Genomic DNA, 18,475 nt, shown 5'->3' with positions numbered 1-18,475 from the left:
GCCTTATCCCAATTGACGTGCGCCTGTCGTATCCAGACGGCAAATATGAACAAACCCTTCATCGTTCTGCAAATAGTTATCTTGCAGCCAACTGGCCAGACGCTGCGCCTTTTCCATATCGTCGCACACGGAAAACAGCGTCGGCCCTGAACCGGAGATACCGCACGCCAGCGCGCCAATATCTTTTGCCGCCTGACGCGCGTTGGCAAAGCCGGGCAGCAGGCGTGTACGGTACGGCTCGGCGATCACATCCTGCATCAACGCCGCCGCCAGCGCAGGCTGGCGGGTGTGACAAGCGTGAATAAAGCCCGCCAGATAACGGCCATGGCTGATGCAATCCTGACGGCGATACTGCGCAGGCAGAATGGCGCGCGCTTCCGCGGTCGACACTTTGATCCCCGGATAGGCCATCACCCACAGCCAATCGTCAAACGCAGGTACCGACTGGCTGATGATGCCGTTTTGCTCGATCATCAGTTGAATACCGCCCAGGAAGCACGGCGCGACATTATCGTAGTGCACGCTGCCGGAAATACGCCCTTCCAGCTCGCCCATCAGCGCCAGCAAACGCGTATCATCCAGCGGTTTGCCACAAAATTCGTTCATCGCCATCAGACCGGCGACCACGGAACAGGCGCTGGAACCCAGACCCGAGCCGATCGGCATGTTCTTTTCCAGCGTCATGGCGACAGGAATGGTTTTCCCCACTTCCTGACAAAACCGTTCCCAACACTGGTAGACAATGTTCTCTTTCGGCTCACTCGGCAGTTTGCCGACAAAACGGCCTTCATTGCGCAGGCTGAAACTCTCCGCCGCCGTTACGGTCACGCAATCGCCCAACAGTGAGCCATCAACCGGCGTAACCGCCGCGCCCAGCACATCAAACCCAACGCTGACGTTGCCGATCGACGCGGGCGCATAAATTTTAACCATTATTATACTCCTGACTTCCATGACAGCGTGCGCAACAGATCGGCAAACACACCGGCCGCTGTCACATCATTACCCGCGCCATAACCGCGCAGCACCAGCGGCAATGGCTGGTAATACTGGCTATAGAACGCCAGCGCATTCTCACCGTCTTTCACTTTGAACAGCGGATCGTTACCGCCCACTGCGCTAATTTGCACTTTGCAGCGCCCTTCTTCAATCACGCCGACATAACGCAACACTTTACCTGCTTCCCGCGCCTGCGCCACTTTTTCACTGAATTGCGCGTCCAGCTCGGGTAAACGCGCCATAAAGGTGTCGACATCGCCCGAGGCATCAAAGGACGGCGGCAGCACCGACTCCACCTCGATATCGGCCAGTTCCAGCTTATAGCCCGCTTCACGTGCCAGAATCAGCAATTTGCGCGCCACATCCATGCCAGACAGATCGTCACGCGGATCGGGCTCGGTGTAGCCATTGGCTTTCGCCTGCAACGTGGCCTGCGACAAGCTCATGCCTTCATCCAGCTTACCGAAGATAAAGGAGAGCGACCCCGAGAGAATCCCGGTGAAACGCAGCAGCTCATCCCCGGCATTCAACAGGTTTTGCAGGTTTTCAATCACCGGAAGCCCGGCACCGACGTTGGTGTCATACAGGAACTTGCGGCGTGATTTAGCGGCAACGCTGCGCAGTTGCTGGTAGTAGCTCATGGAGCCGGTGTTGGCCTTTTTGTTTGGCGTGACCACGTGGAAGCCATCGGCCAGGAAATCGGCATACTGATCGGCCACCGCCTGATTGGAGGTACAGTCCACGATAACCGGGTTAAGCAGGTGGTACTCTTTCACCAGACGAATCAGGCGACCCAGATTGAAGGGTTCGCGCGCCTCATTCAGCGCTTCACGCCAGGAATCCAGCGCAATGCCGTTGATATTGGTCAGCAACGCTTTGGAGTTGGCAATACCACAGACGCGCAGATCGATATGCTTCTGTTTCAGCCACGGCTGCTGGCGATGAATCTGCTCCAGCAAGGCACCGCCTACGCCGCCTACGCCGATAACGAACACGTCGATCACCTGATCGGTGTTAAACAGCATCTGGTGTGCGACACGCACGCCAGTGACTGCCACATCGTTATCCACCACCACCGAGATGGAGCGCTCAGAAGAGCCCTGCGCAATCGCGATAATATTGATATTGGCGCTGGCCAACGCGGAGAACAGGCGGGCGGAAAGGCCGCGCAGCGTGCGCATACCGTCACCCACCACGGAAATGATCGCCAGACGCTCAGTGATATCCAGCGGTTCCAGCACGCCGTCTTTCAGTTCCAGATAGAATTCATCTTCCAGCGTTTTCTTGGAACGGGCCAGCTCGCTTTGCGACACGCAGAAGCTGATGCTGTACTCGGAAGAGGACTGCGTGATCAGCACCACGGAGATGCCCGCACGGGACATTGCCGCAAACACGCGCGCCGCCATCCCCACCATGCCTTTCATGCCGGGGCCGGAAACGTTGAACATCGCCATGTTGTTCAGGTTGGTGATGCCTTTTACCGGATATTGGGTATCAGAGCTGTCCAGACCAATCAGTGTGCCGGGCGCTTGGGGGTTTTCGGTATTTTTAATCAGGCAGGGAATTTGGAACTGGGCGATGGGAGCGATGGTACGGGGGTGAAGCACTTTGGCGCCGAAGTAGGAGAGCTCCATCGCTTCCTGATACGACATCGACTTCAGCAGTCTCGCATCAGGTACCTGACGCGGGTCGCAGGTGTAGACACCGTCCACGTCAGTCCAGATTTCACAACAGTCGGCGCGTAAACAGGCAGCCAACACGGCGGCAGAGTAATCAGAGCCGTTACGGCCCAGTACCACCAGTTCTCCTTTATCATTACCCGCGGTGAATCCCGCCATCAGAATCACGTGATCGGCAGGGATGCCTTGCTCGGCGATACGGCGCGTGGATTCAGCGATATCCACGGTAGATTCCAGATAATGGCCCTGCGCCAGCAAACGTTTTACCGGATCGATAACCGATACTTTATAACCACGCGCCTGAAATACCGCTTCCATGATGGCGATGGAGAGTTTCTCGCCACGGCAGATGATGCTGGCGTTGACGCTGTCCGGGCACTGCCCCAGCAGTGAAATGCCGTGCAGAACCTGTTTCAGCTGACCCAGCTCTTGTTGTACCAACGTGGACAAGCGCTCATACGGAAAACCCGGCTGGGATTCCGCCAACCCTTTTAACAGAGAAGAAAAGATAGTTTCGGCATCGTTGATATGCGGCAGAATGTCTTGGCCCGCAACGGTTTTATCAATCATCGCCACCAGGTGGTTGGTGATTTTCGCCGGGGCAGACAGCACGGTGGCAACCTGTCCCTGACGCGCATTGCTCTCGATGATATCGGCAACGCGCGCAAAACGCGCCGCATTCGCCACGGAAGTCCCGCCAAATTTCAACACTCGCATTTTTATCTCTTCTCCTGAGTTTCAGTCACCAAAACACGCTGTGCGCTTTTGGCTGCCGCTGCTGGCGGCCCGGGTCGGCGTAGCCTGCTCTTCGCCGTAAAAAAAAAGCCCGCACTGTTTAGGTGCGGGCTTTTTCAGATTCTTTTCTACGCGTCAGCCCGCACCGTTACTGGTAGTAATGGTGGTGGTAATAATGGTGGTGGTCAGGCTGATATGACGCATGCGTAAGGATTCTCGATCAATAAATCGGTTTCTATCCTCTATTAGTTAAGGCAATCGCGACATGAAGTCAATGGATTTCTTTTTTTCATCTCACTTCAGTGCCTTCTCAATATCGTGCAGCAACGTATGCAGCATGGCGGTATCGCGTTGCTGTAACAGCCCGATACGCTGCATTAGCCAGTCACGCAGTTTCTCGTCATCGTCTACCTGCAACGTCACCAACAGCTTATCCAACCGATGGCGCAACGCCACCAACTGCCCCGCCTGCGCGGCTTCGGCGGTCTCTGCCTGCACCTGCATCAGTTGCGCCAACTGGTAACAATAGACCATGACGGCCTGCCCTAAATTCAGTGACGGATAGTCTGCCTGCATCGGCACCCCCGTCAGGATATCCGCCAGCGCCAACTCCTCGTTGGTGAGACCAGAATCTTCACGACCAAACACCAGTGCGGCAGAACCTACCCACTGCTGTTTCTCCTGCATCAGGTCGAGTAACGCGCTGGGCGTGCAGTAATAGTGGAATTTTGCGCGCGAGCGCGCCGTGGTCGCAACGGTAAAATCCACATCGGCCAGCGCGTCAGCGAGCGAAGGGTAGCAAGTCACATTATCCAGAATATCACCGGCCCCGTGCGCCACCCGACGTGCACCGGGCTCAAGGTGCGCCTGACTGTCAACGATACGCAGTGAATGAAATCCCATGGTTTTCATGGCTCTGGCTGCCGCCCCCACGTTCTCTGGGCGGGCTGGCGCGACCAGCACAATAAAAAACTGCACAAAACCTCCAAAGAGAGAAAGTGGCTGGCGGACATGCAATACCCGGTACGCCTCGTCCCGCCAGCCTGGATTACATTAACAAAAATGAAACATTCGAGCGTTACCTTACGGTAAAAAATGCGGGTCAGGCTTAAAAAGGAATAAAAACCAAAAAAATCATTACATATGCTTTAATATCAATGCATTATATAATGACCATCGCAAGATGGCGTTCCGTATTCGTTGCGGTCGCTTGCGCTGCTGAATCGTATCCAAATCAGGCAGATTGTGACTTAAGCTGGCAATCTTATAAGTATTTTTCACAAAATAGTTAACGTGCTACAATGAAATTTGATATATGTCAACGGAACCGTAGATTTGTGAGCGATCAAAATCGGCGCTTACTGTTATGTTGCTGTTAATAAGGTTAAACTATGCACCACTTTAGGCGTAGTTGAGTTAGCCTGATTATCATCTGATATCGCCGGTTATCACGTAGAAAGCACTGGCGCTGCCCGCGCAACTGATTCACGCGGAATTTTGTCAGCGTCAGGCAACCGATATGCGGAGATGTCGTTGCTGTAGCAACGTGCCGCATCGGGTGAAGTCAGGCATGCACCAGGAACGTATTTGCGTACTTTAGTCTACATTGCGAGTGTGAGCGTGCCCTTTGCGCCCCAAACTCCGGTAAGAGCCCTATAACCTCGCACCGCGCGTGCGGGCACGAAAAGACCGATGGCGACTTCTGTACTTCCGAATTCTATAATTAGTTGGCAATTTTAGGTAGCAAACATGCAGACCCCGCACATTCTTATTGTCGAAGACGAGTTGGTAACTCGCAACACCCTCAAGAGCATCTTTGAGGCTGAAGGATATGTCGTTCACGAAGCCACTGACGGCGCTGAGATGCACCATATCCTGTCCGAACATGATATCAATCTGGTTATCATGGACATCAATCTGCCCGGCAAAAACGGCCTGCTGTTGGCACGCGAACTGCGTGAACAGGCCAGCGTCGCGCTGATGTTCCTGACCGGACGTGATAACGAAGTGGATAAGATCCTCGGCCTGGAAATCGGTGCGGATGATTACATCACCAAACCGTTTAACCCACGTGAGTTGACTATCCGTGCGCGCAATTTGCTGTCCCGTACCATGAATTTGGGCGGTGTGAGCGAAGAGCGTCGTCTGGTAGAAAGCTACCGCTTCAATGGTTGGGAGCTGGACATCAACAGCCGTTCGCTGATTAGCCCGGCAGGCGAGCAGTACAAGCTGCCGCGCAGCGAGTTCCGCGCCATGCTGCACTTCTGCGAGAACCCCGGCAAAATTCAGACCCGTGCCGAGCTATTGAAGAAAATGACCGGCCGCGAGCTGAAACCGCACGACCGCACCGTGGACGTGACGATTCGCCGCATCCGTAAGCATTTCGAATCCACTGCCGATACGCCAGAAATCATCGCCACCATTCACGGCGAAGGTTACCGTTTCTGCGGCGATCTGGAAGACTAACACGCGCTTTCAGTGACTCATGACAGGCCGAAACCCTCTGGTTTCGGCCTTTTATTTTTAACTCAGGCTCCGCTCTCGCCAATCGCTTTAATGCCTGTTTTCATCCGTGCCCAGCGCGTTGCGTTCAGCGACAAAGCATCAACCCCATTCTAACCTTGTAAAATAATCCCTAAATCCATCAGAAGTTGACCCGCCTGATTCATATCAAGCTTCACACCGTCGAGCTCGGTATCCCTGATAGTGAGGTTCCCCAATGCAGCGCCCGTGAGGTCACAAAATGTAAAATTAGCTGAACGCCAGTCAAACTCGTTAAATTCACCGCCAGAGAGATCTGATCCAACAAAGGAAGCACCAAGTACATTTGCCGCCGTCCAGCGGTTTTCCCATAGTTCACATTTCTCTAATACGGTTTTTGAGAAGTTGGTATAGCTCAGATTTGATTTAATAATGAAAGCACTGCAAAACCAAACTCGCTCTGTAATTTTGTTCATGAAACTGGCGCTACGGAAATCGGCCCCCTGCGCGCGGCACTCTCTGATCTCAATGCCAAACGCGTCTGCGTACCGGAAATTGCACAGGCTCAAATCGCACCCAATAAATCTCGCTTCCTTGAGTACCGAATGCGAAAAATCACATCCCGTCTGGCTTTCATCATCATAGAAATGGCAATTATTGAACACGGTTTCTGTCAGGTCTGCACGTGAGAAATCGCAATTGATGAACCGACATTCGCTAATGGTATTCCCTGTCAGTGCACTACCCACGAATTGTTGTTCTGTGCAGATCGTTGAATTCATCGTTTAACCCCTGATGGTTATGCCTTATGTGCGTTAACGAGGCATATCAGTCGCCGCATAGTCTGACAATGTCCATTTACGCCCCCCCCCCTCAGGATGACGAGGGGAAAATGGCTTTTTCTGTCTCGGCACGTATTCCCTAACACACTACTCGCTCTTGCCCCAGGGGATGATCGGCACCGCGCTCAAGGCGTTTTTGGGTGAGCCATCGACCAAACGATCGGAGTAAGTCAGGTAGACCAGCGCGTTGCGTTTCTCATCATAGAAACGGACCACCTGAAGTTTTTTGAACACCAGTGACGTGCGCTTTTGGAACACCACCGTGCCACTATCATCACTTTTCTTTATCTTATCCGACAGCGTAATCGGCCCAACCTGCTGGCAGGAAATGGCCGCATCGGAGGTATCCTCTGCCAGGCCTAACCCCCCTTTGATGCCGCCGGTTTTAGCACGGCTTAAATAGCAGGTAACGTTCGCAACGTCTGGATCGTCAAAGGCTTCCACCACAATTTTATGGTCTGGCCCCAGCAGTTTGAAAACCGTATCTACAGAACCAATCTGTTCCGCCCTGGCGACGCTGCCCACGCTCAGCAGCGCCATACAGGCTCCCATGATTAATGCGTTTTTCATCGATATTTCTCTCTGTCTGGAAACAAGTTACAGGGGTTTTTCCCCCGCTGACGATGCCGCTACTAGATATAGGGCTAAAGTATGAAAATTTCACCTGATTGTTTGTATAAATTATTCAAAAATCTTAAGCGGTGACAACAGCAAAAAGTTGCTATGATGCCTGATCTCTATGCGCTTCGTGCTTTGTGTGTTCTATCGAGGATGTTCTATGGATCAAGCCAGTATCATACGTGACCTGCTCAATTGGCTGGAAAACCATCTTGACCAGCCACTGTCGCTGGATAACGTGGCAGCAAAAGCCGGCTACTCCAAATGGCACCTGCAACGTATGTTCAAAGATGTCACTGGGCACGCCATTGGCGCGTATATTCGCGCACGCCGGTTGACCAAAGCCGCGATGGCACTGTGTATGACCGGCAGGCCAATCCTCGATATCGCGCTGCAATACCGCTTCGATTCGCAGCAAACGTTCACGCGCGCGTTCAAAAAACAGTTTGCTCAGACGCCAGCCTCTTACCGTCGTGCTGAAGAATGGAATACCTACGGTATTCGCCCTCCGTTGCGTTTAGGTGAATTCACACTGCCGCAACCTGAGTTTGTCACGCTGCCGGATACGCAACTGGTGGGCGTCACGCAAAACTGCAACTGCTCTTTGGAACAAATCTGTAATTTCCGCACGGAAATGCGCGTGCATTTCTGGCGGCAATACCTGGGCGAAGCCAAATGCATTCCCCCTTTGCTGTATGGTCTGCATCACGCCCGCCCGAGCAAGGATAAAGAAGACGAACATGATGTGCTCTATACCACTGCCGTGGAGCCAGAACACGTTCCGGAAGGGGTTCACCCCGGCGAGCCGATTACGCTTCCCGGCGGCGAGTACGCGTTGTTCGTCTATGAAGGCCCCACTGATGCGCTACAGGATTTCATTATCAGCCTGTACGATACCTGCCTGCCCACCTTCGAGCTAACGCGTCGCGACGGCTGTGACGCAGAACGTTTCACCCCGAACGGGACGAAAGAAGACGGACCACCGAAAGTGATCCGCTGCGAATACCTGATCCCTATCCGTCGCTAAGCGCGCACACCGTTAACGCTGGAGTTCATCCAATGCCGGGGTATCAAGATGAGAAACATCCCCGGCGGTTTCCACGACCCAACCGGACGCCAACCACGGGCTCTGCTGATAATCGATGCGGGAGACCGAGCAGTTACGCAACCGCAAACGGCGTTCTGCACTGGCGGGCAGCCCAAGGATGGTGCTTAACAAGCAGCCGAGGGCCATACCATGACTGACCAGCAGCGGACGGCTGCCGGGCGGCAGCGCCAGACAGCGATCGAGCACCTGATGCATACGCGTTGCCATCTCCGCCATGGATTCCCCTTCGGGAATGCGGCCATCCGGCGTACCGTCCACCAGTTGCTTGCGCCAGGTTTCCTCTTGCGGGCTGAGCGTGTCTATGTCGCGCATTTCCAGCACGCCCATATTCAGCTCACGCAAATTAGGGTCTTCAACCACTTCACAGTGATGGCAAGACTGCGCAATAATCTCCGTAGTGCGGCGCGTCCTCCCTAAATCGCTGGTAAAGATATGCGTAATGCCTAGCGTTTTAACACGGTTCGCAACCTGATAGGCCTGCTGTTCGCCTTGCGCGGTCAACGGGCTGTCAGATTGTCCCTGAATACGCCGAGCCACGTTCCATTCCGTTTCACCGTGGCGAACAAGATATACCTGTAACATCGCTTTTTTCCATTATACTGCGTCAAATTAACTAAAAGAGTATGAACCGTTATGTACCATGTTGTCGCTGCCACTACCAACCCGGCAAAAATTAAGGCTATTACACTCGCATTCACGGATGTCTTTGGCGAAGAAAACTGTCGCATCGAAGGTGTTGATGTCGACAGCGGCGTTTCTCATCAGCCCTTGGGTTCCACCGAAACACGTACCGGAGCCCGCAACCGCGTTATGCGCGCCCGTCAGGTTCGGCCCGAGGCCAATTTCTGGGTCGGCGTTGAAGCTGGCATTGAAGAGAGCATGACGTTCGCCTGGATGGTGATTGAAAACCCACATCTGCGTGGTGAATCACGCTCCGCCAGCCTGGTGCTGCCGGAAAGTATATTACAAGGAATCAAGGAAGGAAGAGAGCTGGGAGACGAAATGGCACGTTTGACCGGCATTCAGGACATTAAACATCAGGGCGGTGCGATTGGGGTGTTCACCGACGGTAAACTGACACGCACCAGCGTCTACTATCAGGCACTGTTGTTGGCGTTGGTACCTTTCCACAACCCGATTTACAGCCAGCCAAGCTAACCCGTTTAAGGGGCGCGATGCCCCTTAACCTCTGCGACGTCCCACTGTCCTATTTGCCCTCAGGCAGCAGTTGTGTTTCCAGCCACTGTTTCAGCGCTGGCGGTGCCGCTTTTAAACTGTTGGAACCGCGCGTAATGGTAGCAATACCGGCTCCCAGTTCGTTTTTCAATTCACGCTGGCTCATCTCTCCTCGCATCAACTCCTGAATAATGCGCACACGCGTCGCAAGCGCCGTGCGTTCGTCCGGCGTCAACAACAGTTGCAACAGAGGGTGATGCAGATCTTCCGTCACAGAAAGCTTCAATAGCTCGACAAACTTGAGCCAATCTTCATTGCCGTGTTCGGAAAGCGCAGGATCGGTATGTGATAAAGGGGTCATAGCGGGCTGCCATACTCGTTAGCGAGTACAGCAGCATAGCATAATCACTGGGAAATCACCGATATCGTGCGTGAAAAATCCCATCGGCGACGCAAGACCTAATAACGCTGCCCCCATTCTGCTGACGTCAATACGCTGTCATTCTGATGCAGAAAATAGCGATAGAAGGCATCGTAGGCCAGCACGTTTTTCACATAGCCACGCGTTTCGGTAAACGGAATACTTTCAATAAAGGCAACCGGATCGATACGCCCTGCGCTGTTTTTCAGCCAGGTGTTCACGCGCGAAGGCCCGGCATTATAGGCCGCGCTGGCAAGAATGCGGTTGTTATTGAACGTCTGATAGACATCATCCAGATAGGTAGTGCCCAACAGAATATTGGTTTCGGGATCAAACAGCTGGCTGCTGTTAACATAGCCGTTCAGGTTGCCCTTCTTCGCGGTATGCTGCGCGGTGGCAGGCATCAGTTGCATCAGGCCGGACGCCCCCACCGGCGAGCGCGCCTGAGGGTTCCAGGCGCTTTCCTGACGGGCGATCGCCATCGCATAGCTCTGTTGAATGGCGCGCCCTTGCGTCATTCGCTGGAAGGTATCACGCCATGCCAGCGGGAAACGTTCTTCCAGATTGTCCCACAGCTTGGCCACAATGGTCGCCTGCACGCTGAGATCGGCCCACCCTTGATCCAACGCGTAACGCGCTAACGCCCCCTGACGCGGCTTATCGCTGTTCGCCACCAGTTCTCCCCATTCGCTGCGCGCCAGATTGTCCATGTTCCAGTACATCAGTTCGCGCACACGCGCAATTTCCGGCCGTTGTGCCAGGGTTTTATCCGGGGTGGACGACGCAATGGTCAAGGAATAGGGGATACCCAACTTCTGCGCGGCGACCATCGGGTAGAACCCCCGCGCCTGCATCAGCTGTCGCAGTATCGCTTCACCATCCTGACGCTGGCCGTTATCTAACAGCAACATCGCCTGCCAATAGCGCCATTCTTCTTTCTGTAGCGCCTCAGCCGGAAGTTTCGCGAGCCAGAAGCGCAGCCCCGCTTTATCCCCTTCCCCGAGCGTCATGCGCACCCTGCGTTCAATCAGGCTGGTTGATTGGCTGCGCTGCGCCACGGCATCACGCCAGGCGGCCTGTTCGGGCGTCGCACCGGTTCCCATCCAACGCCAGGCCACCGCTTCTTCCATCTCGCGGCGATCGGCCTCGCTCATTTTTTGCAGCCGAACCAATGTGCTGATAAGCGCACGGGCGCTCTCTTCATCCTGTCGCGCCAGTTGGCGGAAGGCGACCAGCGTGGCATTGCGCGTAAAATCCGTTGGCCCCACGCTGCGAGCAAAGCGCTCTACGGTTTTGGGGTCGTTTTGCAATTTCATCAGCGCATCGCTGATGGTGCGGTAATCAGGCGGAAGCTGTTTCACCAGATAGTTCACCAACCCGGTGCTGCCTTCATTCATCGCCAGCCGAATGCGCTCCAGTACGGCGATCGGCGTTTTCTCACCGGCGTCTTCCCACACGGCAAACAGCTTATCGCAGGTGGTGGGCAGCGAACGTCCGGTCAGCCAGATAGCCTTTGCTTCATCCCATACGCCCTGACGCTGTCCCGTCGCCCAGCGCGCATAGAGGTGATTACAGTGCGCTGCAACCGGTTTGGGCGAGGTTGGCGCAAATGCCAGCAGGCCCGCCCAGTCCTCGCGGCGCGCCAGCTCATTCACAAACAGAGATTTCAGGTTACGTGCTGGCGGTAGCGTTGGATAACGCGCCGAAAATGCACTGACGTCGCTGCTGCTCACCTGCCCCAGCGATTGCGTTAACGCGCGGTATTCCAGGTAAGGATAAAGCGGGTAATCGCGCAGGGTTGGCATTAACGCCTGCACGGTATCCATCTGATTACTGTCCCACGCCTGTTTAACCTGCTGATAGCGCTGGCGTTGGGCATCCAGCGAATCCGCCATGGCGGCGCTGGTCACCCCCGCCAGACACAGGATGGCAATGCGCGCCCAGCGCCCCATGTTACCCTTCATCCAAACCACCTCATCCCAAACGGTTATCGACATGCAATGTGCACATCACTGATAAATTTCGCCGCAGAATGCCGCCATCAGTGCAAACACGAGGTTTGCATCAGCAAAATTTGCATCATCCAGACGACATTTGCTGCCCTCCAGTGTGGCACAGGATGCGCGGCTGCGATATGTCGCAAAAGGGAATAAAATGTCAAGCAACGTAAGGATAACCGTTTAGAAATTCCGGGTTGGGTGCGGGGCGTGATAACACAGCCCTTGGAGCCATTTCACAGAGTGACAGACTGTAAGGGCTGATGGCTGGGATCGCACGGCGAAACCAGCTACACTCCGCATCAGTATAACGATAAATCGAAGAGGGCGACGCCCCACCTTCATCGTTAACCTCGATGCAGCGCGGGCTACGCACTGCATCCTTTAACCTATAGAGAGGCGAAGTCGCAACGTGGCTCAATACGTCTATACCATGCACCGCGTCGGCAAAGTGGTTCCGCCGAAGCGCCATATCTTAAAAAATATCTCCCTTAGCTTCTTCCCGGGCGCAAAAATTGGCGTGCTGGGTCTGAACGGCGCAGGGAAATCCACCCTGCTGCGCATCATGGCAGGGATTGATACAGACATCGAAGGGGAAGCGCGCCCGCAACCTGGCATCAAAATCGGCTATTTGCCGCAGGAGCCGCAGCTCAACCCGGAACACACGGTACGTGAATCCGTCGAAGAAGCGGTATCGGAAGTGGTCGGTGCGCTGAAACGTCTGGATGAAGTGTATGCACTGTACGCCGATCCGGATGCCGATTTCGACAAGCTGGCGGCTGAGCAAGGCAAGCTGGAAGAGATCATTCAGGCGCACGACGGCCATAATCTGGATAACCAGTTGGAACGTGCTGCCGATGCGCTGCGCCTGCCGGAATGGGATGCGAAAATCGCCAAGCTGTCCGGGGGCGAACGCCGTCGCGTGGCGCTGTGTCGTCTGCTGTTGGAAAAACCAGACATGCTGCTGCTCGACGAACCGACCAACCACCTGGATGCGGAATCCGTGGCCTGGCTGGAACGCTTCCTGCACGACTTCGAAGGCACCGTGGTCGCCATTACCCACGACCGTTACTTCCTCGATAACGTCGCTGGCTGGATTCTGGAACTGGACCGCGGCGAAGGCATTCCGTGGGAAGGTAACTACTCTTCCTGGCTGGAGCAAAAAGACCAACGTCTGGCGCAGGAAGCCTCTCAGGAAGCGGCTCGCCGTAAATCCATTGAGAAAGAGCTGGAGTGGGTGCGTCAGGGAGCCAAAGGTCGTCAGGCCAAAGGCAAAGCCCGTCTGGCTCGCTTTGAAGAGCTTAACAGCACCGAATACCAGAAACGTAACGAAACCAACGAACTGTTTATTCCACCGGGTCCACGCCTGGGCGACAAAGTGGTGGAAGTCACCAACCTGAGCAAAGCCTACGGCGAGCGCCAACTGATCGACGGCCTGTCGTTTGCGGTGCCCAAGGGGGCGATTGTTGGGATTATCGGCCCGAACGGTGCCGGTAAATCAACGCTGTTCCGTATGATGTCCGGCCAGGAGCAGCCCGATGGCGGCACTATCGAACTGGGTGAAACGGTAAAACTGGCGTCGGTCGATCAGTTCCGCGACAGCATGAACAACAGCAAAACCGTGTGGGAAGAAGTTTCCGGCGGGCTGGACATCATGCGTGTTGGTACTACCGAGATGCCGAGTCGCGCCTATGTTGGTCGCTTTAACTTTAAAGGCACAGATCAGGGCAAACGCGTCGGCGAACTGTCCGGTGGTGAACGCGGTCGTCTGCATCTGGCGAAGCTGCTGCAAGTCGGCGGCAACGTGCTGCTGCTCGATGAACCGACCAACGACCTGGATATTGAAACCCTGCGCGCACTGGAAAACGCCCTGCTGGAGTTCCCCGGCTGCGCCATGGTTATTTCCCACGACCGTTGGTTCCTTGACCGTATTGCGACTCACATTCTGGATTATCAGGATGAAGGCAAGGTGGAGTTCTTCGAAGGTAACTTCACCGAATACGAAGAGTACAAGAAACGCACGCTGGGTGCCGATGCGCTGGAACCTCACCGCATCAAGTACAAACGTATCGCGAAGTAATGTGCTGATAGCGTCGAGGATGACAAAGTCACGTTATCGCTTCGTCATCCTCGGCCTCTCCCCTTCGTCATCCTCGGCGTAGGCCGGGGATCTCTATAAGAAGAAACGCGTTTCTTCGGCAAGAGATTCCCGTCTTCGCGGGAATGACGTCGGAGCGTTTTTTTTACGGCGTTCACCGATCAATCGCGATCAAAAGGTTTCCCAGTTCTGATTGTCATCCGGCTTGACCCGTTTTGTGCCTGCCGCAGGCAACGCAGGGTTGCTGCGCACCGGCGTTGACGCAGCGGCCGCGCCTGCCAGCGCACGCGTAGGCGCTGAAGGGACTATCTGGAACACCGCAACCGCCTGCGTTAAACGCCCGGCCTGCTCCTCCAGCGATACCGCTGCCGCAGAGGCTTCCTGTACCAACGCCGCATTCTGCTGCACTGCGCTATCCATTTCCGATACCGCCTGGCTTACCTGACTGATTCCTCGACTCTGTTCATCGGACGCAGAGGCGATTTCTCCCATGATGTCGGTCACGCTGGTGACCGCCTGAACGATCTCACCCATGGTTTCTCCCGCCTGCGACACCAGTTGCGCGCCGGTATCAACCAGGCGACCTGACTCACCGATCAAGGATTCAATCTCTTTTGCCGCCTGTGCGCTGCGCTGTGCCAGACTGCGCACTTCACCGGCCACCACGGCAAACCCGCGCCCTTGCTCACCGGCACGGGCGGCTTCAACGGCGGCATTCAGCGCCAGAATGTTGGTCTGGAAGGCGATGCCGTTAATCACGGAGGTAATGTCGGCAATCTTGCGTGAACTGGTAGAGATATCGCTCATGGTGGTCACCACGTTATTCACGATATCACCGCCCTGCTCCGCTTTGGTCGAAGCATTTTTCGCCAGTTGGCTGGCATGGTGGGCGTTGTCCGAGTTTTGCTTTACCGTGGCCGTCAGTTGTTCCATGCTGGCAGCCGTCTCTTCCAGCGCGGCTGCCTGCTGCTCCGTGCGAGAGGAGAGATCGACGTTACCGGCGGAAATTTCCGTGGAACCCTGATGAATCGCCGTTGCCCCTTCGCGCACCACGCTAACCGTTTCTGCCAATGCGGCCTGCATGTTCTGGACGTTCTGCCCCAGAATACCGATTTCGTTACGCCCCATCTCACTGGCGCGCTGGGTTAAATCCCCGGCGGCAATACGTTGAATGCGCGTCACCAACCGATCCAGCGGAGCCAATAGCGCATTGCGGATAATCACATAGATGATTACTGCCATCACAATGGAGGCCACAAAGGAGAGCGCCATCAGCATAAAGCCGCGACGAGAGTTGGCCTCAGCATGCTGGTTGATTTGCGTGGCGTTATCCGTCAGATAACGCACCGCTTTCCGCACCGAGAGTGCGTAGTCTTCGTCCAGTTTGCGTGCTTCATCGCTTTCCAGCGAAATCACTTCTTCAAATTCGCCCCTTTTCGCCGCTTCAACAATCAGCTTGATCGCTTTATCGCGGTAGGTCGCGTAATTGGCAGCAAGTTCATCATCCAGTCCAGCGGGCGCGTTGAATTTATCCGGCCGAGCCAGATATTCATCAAAGCGTTTTTGTGAGCTTTTTACACGACTCTCTGCCTGCGTCAGTGCGCTTTTATAGCCCTCGGCATCACCTACGCGTTGCGTCGCGGCCGCCTGAACCAACAGTTGGCGAGCAACGCGCAACTGATCCATGCTGCTGCTGATGCCAGCTCGCACATCAGAGACCAGATTGGCCCGGTCTAATGCATCGTTACTCTGTTTGAGAAAATAACTCGCCGTACCGATGGAGATAGCGAACAGCAATAAAATAATCGTTAACAGACTAATAAATAGCGTAACAAGTCTGATGTTATTGATATAACCTGAATTTCCTTTTATCTCGGACATGACTGTTATTCTCACTTCGACAACGGCTGGTATGGATATCCCTTCCGCAACGCATCACAAACAGCATCGGCGTTACTAAAAAAACATCGTCGGATTCATGTTTTATCGGCAATGGCGTGAAAACATCCACCCTGATGCCGTGATCATAATCACATTTCAAATAAAGTGGTATTATATTTCTAAAAATAAGAAATGTATTTTCACATTATATAATACGTTACGCTATCAGGATGAAAATGGCGTCGGCGTGACATATTCCGCCAGCGCATCATGTTGCAGCACAAATTCAATAAAGCAGGCCATTGCGGGAGAATTGAGCTTCCTGCTGGGATAAACCAAATAAAGTTCATTGGGCTCTGCACGCCATTCAGGCAGCACGCGCACCAGAGGCTGGGGCAGATCGACGCCATCGACCAGAAACGCCGGCAGCAGGGTGATGCCTGCGCCCGCCATCGCGCATTCACGGGCATAGAGCAGATTGTCCGTGGTGTGCGTCAGCGGAAGCAACCAGCGATAGTCCTCGCTCCCGCGTTGCAATGCCCACTCCGCCCAGGCACGATGGGCAATACATTGATGAGATTGAAGTTGCTGCGGATGCACCAACGCAGGGTGACGCGCCAGATAGTGCGGCGAGGCCACCAGATAGCGCGGCGTAACGCCCAACGGTCTGCCAATCAGTGAAGAATCCAGCGGCTTACCGGTGCGAAATGCCACGTCAAACCCTTCATCGACTAGATCCACCAGCGTGTCAGAGATGGCAATTTCGAGAGACACGGCGGGAAAGCGGCGCTGAAACTCGGTGGTCAAGCGCGCCAGCAGCGTGGCACCAAAACCGGCAGGGCTGGTGATGCGAAGCCGCCCGCTCGGGTTATCACGCAAATGTTGAATAGCGAGATCGGCGCGTTCACTGGCCTGCATCATCTCCTGACAGTGGATCAGATAGCGCTCGCCAGCGAACGTCAGGCTGATCTTGCGCGTAGTGCGGTTTAGCAGCCGCAATCCAAGCTGTTGTTCGAGTTGGCTGATACGCAAGCTGAGGCTGGATTTGGCCATGCCAGCCTTGAGCGCGGCCTGTGTCACACTGCCGCATTCGGCCACCAGCGCAAACAGCGCCATATCCTGCCACTGCCTGAACATGGAGGGTTTAAACATAATTGTTCGCCTGTGACAAACACTTCGTTAATGATTGTCCATCTTATCAGCGCGATGAGTTCGTTCTACACTTTTCTTATCGAAACAATGAGGAACCCATCATGACCGTACAGGCTATTGCCGTTGACCCACAACATCCCGAACGTTTTATCGCCATTACCCAAGAGCAGCCGCAGCCGGGTCCGCACGATCTGCTGGTTGAGGTAAAAGCGATATCCATCAACCCCGTCGATACCAAAGTCCATGCCGGGTTGCGTAAAAACGGGTTGGCTGAACCGCGCGTGTTAGGCTGGGATGCCAGTGGCACCGTGCTTGCCATTGGCGATCGCGTCAGTGGTTTTCAAGTGGGAGATGAAGTGTGGTATGCGGGCGATATCACGCGCGCTGGCAGCAACAGCTCGCACCAGCTCATTGATGCACGTATTGTGTCGCACAAACCCGTCTCTCTCGACTGGGCTGCCGCCGCTGCCCTGCCGCTGACCGCACTTACCGCCTGGGAAGGACTGTTTGAGCACCTTGAGATTCAGGACGCGGATGCGGGGAAAAATCTGCTGATTATCGGCGGCGCGGGCGGCGTCGGTTCTCTGGCTATCTCACTGGCGGCACTGCGCAGTGAGGTCAAGGTTATCGCCACGGCATCCCGTCCTGATTCGGCAGAATGGTGCCGCCAGCGCGGTGCGGATCTGGTGGTTGATTATCGCGATTTGGTCGGTGAGCTGAAAAAAGCGGGCATCACCCAGGTGGATTATATTTTCTGCCTGAACGACACCGACGGACACTGGGGCGCGATAGGCTCGTTGATTGCACCGCAGGGCAAAATTTGCACCATCGTGGAAAACGAACGTCCGTTGGATCAGAACGAGCTGAAGCGTAAAAGTGCCTCGCTGCATTGGGAATTTATGTTTACCCGCAGCATGTACCAAACGCCGGATATGGAACAGCAAGGGAAAATTCTGCAAGAGGTGGCGCATCTGGTGGATGCGGGCAAGCTGCAAGGCACTGCCAGTGAAGTGTTGAACGGGTTAAGCATCGAAACGCTGCAACAGGCTCATGCCAAGGTGCAGGAAGGGCATATGCGCGGCAAGGTGACTATCGCGTTATAAACGCTAACGTTGTCATATCGTTAAGCAAACAGCCCCACAAAGGGGCTGTTAGATTGTGCTGTTAACCACGTCCGTGTTTCTCGGCGAATCGCGACGAGGGGCACTCCGGCGGCTTACGCCGCTACGACCCCATCGCCGCACTTCACCTAATAACGGACATTGTCATCGATCTGACAGCCCCGTTC

Annotated in this window: 16 protein-coding genes and 1 other annotated feature; of the genes, 5 read left to right on the top strand and 11 right to left on the bottom strand. The window is 54.8% G+C overall.

Annotated elements, in window-relative coordinates; genetic code table 11:
- Positions 1-3: 3 nt before the first annotated feature.
- The 4 genes from thrB to J5069_RS14225 form a co-directional block, all read right to left on the bottom strand.
- Positions 4-933: a homoserine kinase gene (gene thrB / locus J5069_RS14235; protein ID WP_264644498.1), complete on the bottom strand. Its 930-nt coding sequence runs from the start codon at positions 931-933 to the stop codon at positions 4-6.
- Between the two features lie 2 nt (positions 934-935).
- The gene (thrA, locus tag J5069_RS14230) at positions 936-3,395 is read right to left on the bottom strand and encodes a bifunctional aspartate kinase/homoserine dehydrogenase I (RefSeq protein ID WP_264644497.1); all 2,460 of its coding nucleotides are present in this window, start codon (positions 3,393-3,395) and stop codon (positions 936-938) included.
- Between the two features lie 98 nt (positions 3,396-3,493).
- Positions 3,494-3,610, bottom strand: a sequence feature (Thr leader region).
- On the bottom strand, positions 3,549-3,617 hold the full coding sequence (thrL, locus tag J5069_RS24280) for a thr operon leader peptide (RefSeq protein WP_369076105.1): 69 nt from the start codon (positions 3,615-3,617) through the stop codon (positions 3,549-3,551). (Overlaps the previous feature by 62 nt.)
- A 90-nt stretch (positions 3,618-3,707) precedes the next feature.
- Entirely contained in the window at positions 3,708-4,391 is a 684-nt protein-coding gene (locus J5069_RS14225; RefSeq protein ID WP_264644496.1) for a tRNA/rRNA methyltransferase, read from the bottom strand.
- 771 nt (positions 4,392-5,162) lie between these two features.
- Between J5069_RS14225 and arcA the strand changes: the two genes are divergently transcribed.
- The gene (gene arcA, locus J5069_RS14220; RefSeq protein ID WP_195311984.1) at positions 5,163-5,879 is read left to right on the top strand and encodes a two-component system response regulator ArcA; all 717 of its coding nucleotides are present in this window, start codon (positions 5,163-5,165) and stop codon (positions 5,877-5,879) included.
- Between the two features lie 149 nt (positions 5,880-6,028).
- On the opposite strand, the gene J5069_RS14215 is transcribed toward arcA, so the two are convergent.
- Positions 6,029-6,676 carry a Qnr family pentapeptide repeat protein gene (locus J5069_RS14215; protein WP_264628311.1) on the bottom strand — a complete coding sequence of 216 codons (648 nt, stop codon included), beginning with the start codon at positions 6,674-6,676 and terminating at the stop codon, positions 6,029-6,031.
- Positions 6,677-6,823: 147 nt separating this feature from the next.
- Complete coding sequence (gene creA, locus J5069_RS14210) at positions 6,824-7,288, bottom strand: protein CreA (RefSeq protein ID WP_413542244.1); 465 nt, start codon at positions 7,286-7,288, stop codon at positions 6,824-6,826.
- Positions 7,289-7,514: 226 nt separating this feature from the next.
- On the opposite strand from creA, the gene robA reads away from it, so the two are divergent.
- Positions 7,515-8,381: an MDR efflux pump AcrAB transcriptional activator RobA gene (gene robA / locus J5069_RS14205; protein WP_264644495.1), complete on the top strand. Its 867-nt coding sequence runs from the start codon at positions 7,515-7,517 to the stop codon at positions 8,379-8,381.
- 12 nt (positions 8,382-8,393) lie between these two features.
- Here robA and gpmB read toward each other — a convergent pair whose 3' ends face one another.
- Positions 8,394-9,044, bottom strand: coding sequence for a 2,3-diphosphoglycerate-dependent phosphoglycerate mutase GpmB (gene gpmB / locus J5069_RS14200; RefSeq protein ID WP_264644494.1), 651 nt, complete (start codon positions 9,042-9,044; stop codon positions 8,394-8,396).
- 51 nt (positions 9,045-9,095) lie between these two features.
- Here gpmB and yjjX point away from each other — a divergent pair, with 51 nt between their 5' ends.
- Positions 9,096-9,620 (top strand): inosine/xanthosine triphosphatase, encoded by a 525-nt coding sequence (yjjX, locus tag J5069_RS14195; protein WP_222158267.1) that lies wholly within the window; start codon positions 9,096-9,098, stop codon positions 9,618-9,620.
- 49 nt (positions 9,621-9,669) lie between these two features.
- On the opposite strand, the gene trpR is transcribed toward yjjX, so the two are convergent.
- Together trpR and sltY are read right to left on the bottom strand one after the other, a co-directional pair.
- Positions 9,670-9,999, bottom strand: a complete 330-nt coding sequence (gene trpR, locus J5069_RS14190; RefSeq protein WP_264644493.1) for a trp operon repressor — start codon at positions 9,997-9,999, stop codon at positions 9,670-9,672.
- 98 nt (positions 10,000-10,097) lie between these two features.
- Positions 10,098-12,011 (bottom strand): murein transglycosylase, encoded by a 1,914-nt coding sequence (gene sltY / locus J5069_RS14185; RefSeq protein ID WP_264644769.1) that lies wholly within the window; start codon positions 12,009-12,011, stop codon positions 10,098-10,100.
- A 457-nt stretch (positions 12,012-12,468) separates the two neighbouring features.
- Between sltY and ettA the strand changes: the two genes are divergently transcribed.
- Positions 12,469-14,136, top strand: a complete 1,668-nt coding sequence (gene ettA, locus J5069_RS14180) for an energy-dependent translational throttle protein EttA (RefSeq protein ID WP_264644492.1) — start codon at positions 12,469-12,471, stop codon at positions 14,134-14,136.
- A 189-nt stretch (positions 14,137-14,325) separates the two neighbouring features.
- Here the strand turns inward: ettA and J5069_RS14175 are convergent, their stop codons facing one another.
- Both J5069_RS14175 and J5069_RS14170 read right to left on the bottom strand, forming a co-directional pair.
- Positions 14,326-16,035 (bottom strand): methyl-accepting chemotaxis protein, encoded by a 1,710-nt coding sequence (locus J5069_RS14175; protein WP_264644491.1) that lies wholly within the window; start codon positions 16,033-16,035, stop codon positions 14,326-14,328.
- A 225-nt stretch (positions 16,036-16,260) separates the two neighbouring features.
- The gene (locus tag J5069_RS14170) at positions 16,261-17,172 is read right to left on the bottom strand and encodes a LysR family transcriptional regulator (RefSeq protein ID WP_264644768.1); all 912 of its coding nucleotides are present in this window, start codon (positions 17,170-17,172) and stop codon (positions 16,261-16,263) included.
- Between the two features lie 116 nt (positions 17,173-17,288).
- Between J5069_RS14170 and J5069_RS14165 the strand changes: the two genes are divergently transcribed.
- Positions 17,289-18,290 (top strand): zinc-binding alcohol dehydrogenase family protein, encoded by a 1,002-nt coding sequence (locus J5069_RS14165; protein WP_264644490.1) that lies wholly within the window; start codon positions 17,289-17,291, stop codon positions 18,288-18,290.
- Positions 18,291-18,475 lie beyond the last annotated feature (185 nt).

Origin of the sequence: Candidatus Symbiopectobacterium sp. NZEC127 (assembly GCF_025962675.1) — a bacterium.
Lineage (GTDB): Bacteria > Pseudomonadota > Gammaproteobacteria > Enterobacterales > Enterobacteriaceae > Symbiopectobacterium.
The sequence above is the reverse complement of the archived record's forward strand: the minus strand, read 5'-3'. Positions and strand labels throughout refer to the sequence as shown.